Raw genomic sequence first — 8,689 nt, forward strand, 5'->3', positions numbered from 1 at the left:
AATTATTTACGCGCCGCCTCCCACGACTTGAGCAGTTCGTTGTAGCTGACGGTCTCGCCCTTGGGCTTCTCGTTGGCCAGTTTCGGTTTAGGCGCACCCGGTTGGTCGAACCAGTACTGGGCATCCCGTTCCGGGTTCATCTTCGGCGCACACACCGCCTGAGCCTTGGAGCGCTCAAGCCGCGTCATGATCGCGTCCTGATCCTTGGCCAAGCCGTCGAGGGCCTGTTGCGGAGTTTTCTCGCCACTGGCGGCTTCCGAGATGTGGCTCCACCACAGCTGAGCCAGGCGCGGATAGTCCGGTACGTTGGTCCCGGTCGGGGTCCATTGCACCCGGGCCGGACTGCGGTAGAACTCCACCAGACCACCGAGCTTCGGCGCCAGGTCGGTCATGGCCTGGGAGTTGATGTCCGACTCGCGAATCGGTGTCAGGCCGACGATGGTTTTCTTCAGCGAAACGGTTTTCGAGGTCACGAACTGGGCATACAGCCAGGCCGCCAGTTTCTGTTTCTCCGGCGTGGACTTCATAAAGGTCCAGGAGCCCACGTCCTGATACCCCAGCTTCATGCCCTCTTCCCAGTACGGTCCACGTGGTGACGGCGCCATCCGCCATTTTGGCGTGCCATCGGCGTTCATCACCGCCAGGCCCGGCTTGGTCATGTCGGCGGTGAAAGCGGTGTACCAGAAGATCTGCTGAGCGATATTGCCCTGGGACGGCACCGGCCCGGATTCGGAGAAGGTCATGCCCGCCGCTTCCGGGGGGGCATAGGCCTTCATCCAATCCACGTATTTCTGTGTGGCGAAGACCGCTGCCGGGCCGTTGGTGTCGCCGCCTCGGGTGACGCTGGAACCCACCGGGTGGCAGTCCTCCACACGAATCCCCCACTCGTCCACCGGCAAGCCGTTGGGCAGCCCCTTGTCGCCGCCGCCGGCCATGGAGAACCAGGCATCGGTGAAACGCCAACCCAGGGACGGGTCTTTCTTGCCGTAGTCCATGTGCCCATAGACCCGCTTGCCGTCGATTTCCTTGACGTCTTCGGTGAAGAATTTGGCGATGTCTTCATAGGCCGACCAGTTCACTGGCACGCCCAACTCGTAGCCGTACTTCTCCTTGAACTTGGCTTTCAAGTCGGCCCGCTCGAACCAGTCGGCGCGGAACCAGTAGAGGTTGGCGAATTGCTGGTCGGGAAGCTGATAGATCTTGCCGTCCGGCGCCGTGGTGAAGGAGATGCCGATGAAGTCTTTGAGGTCCAGGGTCGGCGAAGTGTAGGCCTTGCCCTCATTGGCCATCAGGTCGGTGATGGATTCTGTCTTGCCATAGCGAAAGTGCGTACCGATCAGGTCCGAATCGTTGACCCAGCCGTCGTAGATGTTCTTGTCGGACTGCATCTGGGTTTGCAGCTTCTCCACCACGTCGCCTTCCTGCAGCAAGTCGTGGGTCAGTTTGATCCCGGTGATTTCGCTGAACGCCTTGGCCAGCACCTTGGACTCGTACTCGTGGGTGGTCAGGGTTTCCGAGACCACGTTGATCTTCATCCCGCGGAACGGCTCGGAGGCCTTGATAAACCACTTCAGCTCTTCCAACTGCTGGGCTTCAGTGAGGGTGGACGGCTTGAATTCGCTGCCAATCCACTTCTTCGCCGCGTCCTCATAGGCATCGGCCCAGGCCACAGCACTCAACCCGCTGAGTGCCAGCATGGCTGCCAATGAAACGCTATGTCGCAGCTTATTGTTTTTGTCGAACATAGAGACCTCCTGGTTAGATTTCGGAGCGGGATCGCCAAGCAAGGGTGCCCGGCTAACCCCAACGCATCACCACCAACAGCCACACCAGGGACAGCGCGGACGCCACCCAAATGCTCCAGTCGGTCACGCCTATCACCATCAGGTGCAGGTAGGCGCTGCCGAGAAGACCGATAAACAGCCGATCGCCACGGGTAGTGACAATCGGCAGAAAGCCGCGCCGAGGAATGCTCGGCGAACGCAATTCCCAGCTGGTCATGCCCACCAGCAACAGGGCGATGGCACCAAAGAAGGCTGCCGTGGGGGTGGTCCAGGCCATCCATTCCATCATCGATTCCTCAGACCCGGCCCAGGGCAAAGCCCTTGGCCACATGGTTACGGACAAACCAGATCACCAGCATGCCCGGCAAGATGGTCAGCACCCCCGCCGCCGCCAACACGCCCCAGTCGATCCCCGAGGCGGACACCGTGCGCGTCATCACCGCAGCAATGGGTTTGGCGTTGACCGAGGTCAGGGTCCGTGCCAGCAGCAGCTCGACCCAGGAAAACATGAAGCAGAAAAACGCCGTGACGCCGATGCCCGAGCCAATCAGCGGGACGAAGATCTTCACGAAGAACTTGGGAAAACTGTAGCCGTCGATGTAGGCCGTCTCGTCGATTTCCTTCGGCACCCCAGACATGAAGCCTTCAAGGATCCATACCGCCAGCGGCACGTTGAACAGGCAGTGGGCCAGGGCCACGGCGATGTGGGTATCGAACAGGCCGATGGAGGAATACAGCTGGAAGAACGGCAGCAGGAACACCGCGGGCGGCGCCATGCGATTGGTCAGCAGCCAGAAGAACAGGTGCTTGTCGCCGAGAAAGCGGTAGCGCGAGAACGCATACGCCGCCGGCAGCGCCACGCTCAGGGAGATCACCGTGTTCAGGCTCACGTAGTACAGCGAGTTGAGGTAGCCGGTGTACCAACTGGGGTCGGTGAAGATCACCTTGTAGTTGTGCCAGGTGAAGTCCTGGGGCCACAGGGTCAGGCCGCCGAGGATCTCGGTGTTGCTCTTGAACGACATGTTCAGCAACCAGTAGATCGGCACCAGCAGGAACAGGATGTAGATCAGCAGCGGAATCAGCTTTCTCTTGCTCATGGCGACCTCAGCGGCTGGCGTCGGAGTGAGTCATGGCGGTGTAGAACAGCCAGGACACCAACAGAATGATCAGGAAGTACACCAGGGAAAACGCCGCCGCCGGGCCCAGGTCGAATTGCCCGACCGCCATCTGGGTCAGGGTCTGACTGAGGAAGGTGGTGGCATTGCCTGGCCCGCCGCCGGTCAGCACAAAAGGCTCGGTGTAGATCATGAAACTGTCCATGAAGCGCAGCATCACCGCGATCAGCAGCACGCTCTTCATCTTCGGCAGTTGGATATGCCGAAACACCGCCCAGCTCGATGCCCGGTCGATGCGTGCGGCCTGGTAGTACACGTCCGGAATGGCCCGTAACCCCGAGTAGCACAGCAGCGCCACCAGCGAGGTCCAGTGCCAGACGTCCATCACCAGCACCGTGACCCAGGCGTCCATGGTGTTGGCCGCGTAGTTGTAGCTGATGCCCATGGCATTCAGGGTCGAGCCCAGCAGCCCGATGTCGGCACGGCCGAAGATCTGCCAGATGGTGCCCACCACGTTCCACGGAATCAGCAGCGGGATCGCCAGAATGATCAGCACCAGGGACGACCAGCGCCCCTTGCTGGGCATGGTCAGGGCGATGGCGATGCCCAGGGGAATCTCGATCAGCAGCACGCAGGCGGAGTAGATGAACTGGCGCAGCAGCGAATCGTGCAGGCGCGGGTCCAGCAGCACCTGCCGATACCAGTCGGCACCGACGAAATAGCGGCTCGACTGATCGAAAATGTCCTGCACCGAATAGTTGACCACGGTCATCATCGGGATCACCGCACTGAAGGCCACCAGCAGGAACACCGGTAATACCAGCCACCAGGCCTTATTGTTCTGCACCTTGTTCATGGCTGCACCTCCAGCAGGTAGTCATCGGCATAGACCATCAGCCATTGGGCCGGAAAGCTGATGCAGGCCTGGCCCTGGGGCACAGGCTTGTCTTCCGTCAGGCGCACTTTCAGCAGGGCGCCATCAAGCCTCAAGGTCATGATCTTGTAGGTGCCCAGGTCTTCGACGTGCACCACCTCGGCCTGCAGCCCGTCCTCATAAGGTTCATCCCAGACATGGACAAACTCGGGGCGAATGCCGACTTTCAGGCTGCTGTAATCGGTCTCGGCGATGCGCCGCTGCAGCGCCTCGGACAACGGCACATGGGTGCCGGCAAAGCGCACGCCCCCGGCTTCGGCGCGCACCTCGATCAGGTTCATTCCCGGGCTGCCGATGAAATAGCCGACAAAGGTGTGGCTCGGGCGCTCGAACAACTCCCGCGGCGTACCGAACTGGACGATCTGCCCGCCGTACATCACCGCAATCTTGTCGGCGAAGGTCGAGGCTTCGAGCTGGTCGTGGGTGACGTAGACCATGGTGATGTTGAACTGCTCATGGATCTGCTTGAGCTTGCGCCGCAGTTTCCATTTCAGGTGCGGGTCGATCACCGTCAGCGGTTCGTCGAACAGGATCGCCGATACGTCGTCGCGCACCAGCCCGCGGCCCATGGAAACCTTTTGCTTCTCGTCGGCGCTGAGATTGCGCGCCTTCTTGTTCAGCAGGGCCTGCAAATCCAGGACTTCGGCAATCTCCTGCACCTTGCTGTGAATCTTCGCTTCGGCCATGCCCTGGTTACGCAGGGGAAAGGCCAGGTTGTCGAACACCGTCATGGTGTCGTAGACCACCGGAAACTGAAAAACCTGGGCGATGTTGCGCTTCTCCGGGGTCAGGTCATTGACCACCCGGGTGTCGAACAGCACCTGGCCTTCCGACGGGCTGAGCAGCCCGGAGATGATATTGAGCAGGGTCGACTTGCCGCAGCCAGACGGCCCGAGCAAGGCATAGGCGCCGCCCTGCTCCCACACATGGTTCATCTCGCGGATCGCGTAGTCCTCGGGCGCGGCCGGGTGACGGCTGTAGCTGTGGGCGAGGTTTTGCAAACGAATTTCAGCCATCAGGCAACCCTCGCGACACGCCGTCCCGGGGCCTGAACCAAACGGCCCTGGGCATCGAAGACAAACAGTTTGTGGGTGGGGATGTAGATGCGGATCGGCGCGTCGACGTCGTATTCGTGGACGCCGGGAAGGTGCAGCACCAACAGGAAATGCTCGTTGCGTACGTGGAGGAAGGTTTCCGAGCCGCTGATTTCCGCCACCTCGACGGTCACCGCCAGTTCCAGGTCGTCGTCGTTGCTGGGCACCAGCGAGATATGGCTCGGGCGCACACCGAAGCGGAACTCACCCTCGCCAATCGGCCGCAGGTCCACGTTCAGCGGGAAGTGCACGAAATTGGCGAAGCTCACTTCATTGCCGGCAATGCGCCCGGGCATCAGGTTGATCGGCGGCTCGGAAAACAGCTCGGCAGCCAGCATGGTCTGCGGCTGGTGATAGACCTCGGCGCTCTTGCCGCTCTGCACCACGCGGCCCTCATGAAGGATGGTGGTGGTGCCGCCCAGGGCCAGGGCTTCATTGGGTTCGGTGGTGGCGTAGACGGCGATGGTGTGGCGCGCCTCGAACAGCTCGCGCATCTCCTGGCGCAACTCTTCACGCAGCTTGTAGTCGAGGTTGACCAGGGGCTCGTCGAACAGAATCAGCTCGGCGTCCTTGACCAGGGCCCGGGCCATGGCCGTGCGCTGCTGCTGGCCGCCGGACAGTTCCAACGGATGGCGTTGCAGGAATTTCTCGATACGCAGCATCTGCGCGGTTTCCAGCACCTTGCTCTGGATCAGCTCGGCCGACACCCCGGCCTGGCGCAGCGGCGAGGCGATGTTCTCGAACACGGTCATGGTCGGGTAGTTGATGAACTGCTGGTAGACCATGGACACGTTGCGCAGGCGCACCGGGCGCTGGGTGACGTCCACCCCGTTCATCAGGATGCGCCCGCTGTCGGGCTTGTCCAGGCCGGCCATCAGCCGCATCAGGCTGGTCTTGCCGGACAGGGTGCGCCCCAGCAGGACATTGAAGGACCCGGGTTCAAAACGCAGCGACGCATCATCGATCCAGGTCTGGCCCTCGACGACGCGACTGACGTGCTCCAGTGTTAATGACATGGCTCGGCCTTTTTATTATTGGAGTCAAGCGACCGGGACAGCAGAGCGAGTTTCGTGCCAGTCCCCATGCTCCCTGCCAAGCCATTGATGTGCATCGGATTAGGAGAAAATCGCCCATGGGCAATTTTCAGTGCTGAACACAAATGAACAGTTTCGACTGAACAATTGAACAGCCGCTCGGTTGACAATGAACAATTGTGAACAACACTGAATGGACGCTTGGGCACCGCCCTCCTTGCCGGCGTACGCCCCATAACAACAACAAAAAAGCGTTTCAGAGGCTGACCGCCATGAGCTCCCCCGCCCCGAATCTGCCCCACGACACCATCATCAAGGACTCCTGGAACCGATGCCGGGCGTTCGGCCTCGACCATCAGAGCGCCCCGGCCTTCGACCCGCTGCCGGCCCAGGGCATCGCCCAATTGCTGGACAGCCAGCAATCGTTGGTGCACACCACCCACCAGGAAGTGCTGCCCTATTACGAGAACATCCTCAGCAACTCCAACTGCCTGATCATGCTCGCCGACCACCAGGGCCAGGTGTTGACGTCCTGGGGCACCCAGCGCTTTATCGACCCGGCCCTGAGTCGCGGCTTCAAGGCCGGGGCCAACTGGCAGGAACACTGCACCGGCACCAACGCCATCGGCACCGCCCTGGCCTGTGCCCAGGCGGTGCACATCGAACACGATGAACACTTCCTCAAGGCCAACCGTTTCATGACCGGTTCGGCGGCACCGATCTTCGACGCCGAGCGCAAGCTGATCGCCGTGCTGGATGTGTCCAGCGACAGTTACCTGCCGCCCTCCCACACCCTGGGCATGGTCAAAATGATGAGCCAGACGGTGGAGAACCGGCTGATCCTCAACTTGTTCCAAGGGCGGCATTTCCAACTGACCTTCAACACCGGGCTGAACAACCTGGACAGCCAATGGGCCGGCCTGCTGATTTTCGATGACAGTGGCCAGGTGCTCTCCGCCAACCGCCGCGCCGACAATCTGCTGGGCCTCAGCCTGTCCCGGGTCGGCATCGAACAGCTGTTCCAGGTCTCGCTGTCTGAACTGCTCAACCAGCCCGAGGGCTTGCCTTTTGCCCTGCAGGCCTCCGGGCGCAATCGCTTCCACTGCCTGCTTAAGCGGCCGTTGCTGGCGCCGACCCAGACGAGGGTAGCGGCCTCAGCCGCCAGCCCGACGGCCACGCCCGGCCACGAAGCCATCAGCCTCGGCACCCTGCACTTTGGCGACAGCCGGGTGGAAAAGGCCGTGCGCCAGGCTGAACGCCTGCTGGAGAAGGACATTCCGCTGCTGATCCACGGCGAAACCGGGGTCGGCAAAGAGATCTTCATCACCGCCCTGCACCAGGCCAGCTCGCGCAGCAAACGGCCGCTGGTCGCGGTGAACTGTGCGGCGATCCCCGCCGAGCTGGTGGAGTCTGAACTGTTTGGCTATGAAAAAGGCGCCTTCACCGGTGCCAACCAAAAGGGCAGCATCGGCCTGATCCGCAGCGCCGACCAAGGCACGCTGTTCCTCGACGAGATTGGCGATATGCCCCTGCCGACCCAGGCACGGCTGCTACGGGTGCTGCAAGAGCGCTGTGTACAACCGGTGGGCAGCAGCGAACTGTTCCCGGTGGACCTGCGCATCATCTCCGCCACCAACCGCGCCCTGCGCGAACAGGTGCAACTGGGGCGTTTCAGGGAAGACCTTTACTACCGCATCGGCGGCCTGACCCTGGAACTGCCACCCCTGCGCGAACGCAGCGACAAGCAGGCGCTGTTCAAGCGGATCTGGGAGCAACACCGCGAGCCCAGCCAATGGGCAGGCTTGAGCCGCGATGTGCTGGAGCTGTTCGAACGCCACCCCTGGCCCGGCAACCTGCGCCAGGTCAGCAGCGTGATCCAGGTGGCCCTGGCCATGGCCGAGGACCAGCCGGTGCGGGCCGAACATCTGCCGGATGATTTTTTTTGTCGACCTGGAGATGCAGCCCGTCGCCACCCCGCTCCCCACCAGCCGCATGGACCTGGACGACATGGCCGACCTGCAGCGCCAGCTGCAGGCCGTGGGCGGCAACATCTCCCATCTGGCCCGACGCCTGGGCGTCAGCCGCAACACCCTCTACAAGCGGTTACGGCAAGTGGACAACTGATGCACCCAAACCCCGCATCCGCTGTAGGAGCTGGCTTGCCAGCGATAGCGTCAACGGGCCTTGCGCCATATTCACAGGCCCCATCGCCGGCAAGCCGGCTCCTACAAGGGGGGGTGTGAGTCGTGACCTGATGTAGGAGCTGGCTTGCCAGCGATGGCGCAAACGAGCCTTGCGCCATATTCACAGGCCCCATCGCCGGCGAGCCGGCTCCTACAAGGGGTGTGTGAGTCGTGATCTGGTGTAGGAGCTGGCTTGCCAGCGATGGCGTCAACAAGCCTTGCGCCATATTTAAAGGCCCCATCGCCGGCGAGCCGGCTCCTACAGGGGGGTGTGAGTCGTGATTTGGTGTAGGAGCTGGCTTGCCAGCGATGGCGTCAACGAGCCTTGCACCATATTCACAGGCCCCATCGCCGGCGAGCCGGCTCCTACAGGGGGGTGTTTGATCGAGCGTCTGTTGAACCTGGCCCAGGTCGAGCAGCGCCAGGGCCTGGAAGAAACGGGTGGCGGTGCCCTTGGCGCCCTGCTCAAAGAGCTGCTCGATAGGCCAGCCGCGCGCAATCCAGCGCAAGCAGTTGCGCATCGAGCCAGCAGAATCGCCCCCGGA

6 protein-coding genes and 2 pseudogenes are annotated in these 8,689 nt (G+C 61.9%); 2 read left to right on the top strand and 6 right to left on the bottom strand.

What is annotated here, in order from left to right; all coding sequences use genetic code 11:
* Positions 1-2: 2 nt before the first annotated feature.
* From M1B34_RS16685 to M1B34_RS16710, 6 genes are read right to left on the bottom strand one after another with little or no spacing between them, the layout of a single operon-like run.
* Positions 3-1,745 (bottom strand): ABC transporter substrate-binding protein, encoded by a 1,743-nt coding sequence (locus M1B34_RS16685; RefSeq protein WP_268265670.1) that lies wholly within the window; start codon positions 1,743-1,745, stop codon positions 3-5.
* A gap of 52 nt (positions 1,746-1,797) precedes the next feature.
* Complete coding sequence (locus M1B34_RS16690; RefSeq protein ID WP_123335496.1) at positions 1,798-2,070, bottom strand: DUF2160 domain-containing protein; 273 nt, start codon at positions 2,068-2,070, stop codon at positions 1,798-1,800.
* 10 nt (positions 2,071-2,080) lie between these two features.
* Complete coding sequence (locus tag M1B34_RS16695; protein WP_123335494.1) at positions 2,081-2,881, bottom strand: carbohydrate ABC transporter permease; 801 nt, start codon at positions 2,879-2,881, stop codon at positions 2,081-2,083.
* A gap of 7 nt (positions 2,882-2,888) precedes the next feature.
* Entirely contained in the window at positions 2,889-3,755 is an 867-nt protein-coding gene (locus M1B34_RS16700) for a carbohydrate ABC transporter permease (RefSeq protein WP_123335492.1), read from the bottom strand.
* The gene (locus M1B34_RS16705) at positions 3,752-4,849 is read right to left on the bottom strand and encodes an ABC transporter ATP-binding protein (RefSeq protein ID WP_268263422.1); all 1,098 of its coding nucleotides are present in this window, start codon (positions 4,847-4,849) and stop codon (positions 3,752-3,754) included. The genes M1B34_RS16700 and M1B34_RS16705 overlap by 4 nt, the downstream gene beginning before the upstream one ends.
* A complete protein-coding gene (locus M1B34_RS16710) occupies positions 4,849-5,943 on the bottom strand; it encodes an ABC transporter ATP-binding protein (RefSeq protein WP_123335489.1) in 1,095 nt (364 codons plus the stop codon). Before M1B34_RS16710 ends, M1B34_RS16705 begins: the two co-directional genes overlap by 1 nt.
* A 290-nt stretch (positions 5,944-6,233) precedes the next feature.
* On the opposite strand from M1B34_RS16710, the pseudogene M1B34_RS16715 reads away from it, so the two are divergent.
* Positions 6,234-8,085: pseudogene (locus M1B34_RS16715) on the top strand (sigma-54-dependent Fis family transcriptional regulator).
* Between the two features lie 439 nt (positions 8,086-8,524).
* A pseudogene (locus tag M1B34_RS16720) lies at positions 8,525-8,689 on the top strand (two-component system sensor histidine kinase CreC); the annotation flags it as partial.

Source organism: Pseudomonas morbosilactucae, from assembly GCF_023241715.1.
Taxonomy (GTDB): Bacteria; Pseudomonadota; Gammaproteobacteria; order Pseudomonadales; family Pseudomonadaceae; genus Aquipseudomonas; species Aquipseudomonas morbosilactucae.

Coding starts and splice junctions, on each gene's coding strand:
- M1B34_RS16685 (WP_268265670.1), bottom strand. CDS start 1,745: ATGTTCGACAAAAACAATAAGCTGCGACATAGCGTTTCATTGGCAGCC.
- M1B34_RS16690 (WP_123335496.1), bottom strand. CDS start 2,070: ATGGAATGGATGGCCTGGACCACCCCCACGGCAGCCTTCTTTGGTGCC.
- M1B34_RS16695 (WP_123335494.1), bottom strand. CDS start 2,881: ATGAGCAAGAGAAAGCTGATTCCGCTGCTGATCTACATCCTGTTCCTG.
- M1B34_RS16700 (WP_123335492.1), bottom strand. CDS start 3,755: ATGAACAAGGTGCAGAACAATAAGGCCTGGTGGCTGGTATTACCGGTG.
- M1B34_RS16705 (WP_268263422.1), bottom strand. CDS start 4,849: ATGGCTGAAATTCGTTTGCAAAACCTCGCCCACAGCTACAGCCGTCAC.
- M1B34_RS16710 (WP_123335489.1), bottom strand. CDS start 5,943: ATGTCATTAACACTGGAGCACGTCAGTCGCGTCGTCGAGGGCCAGACC.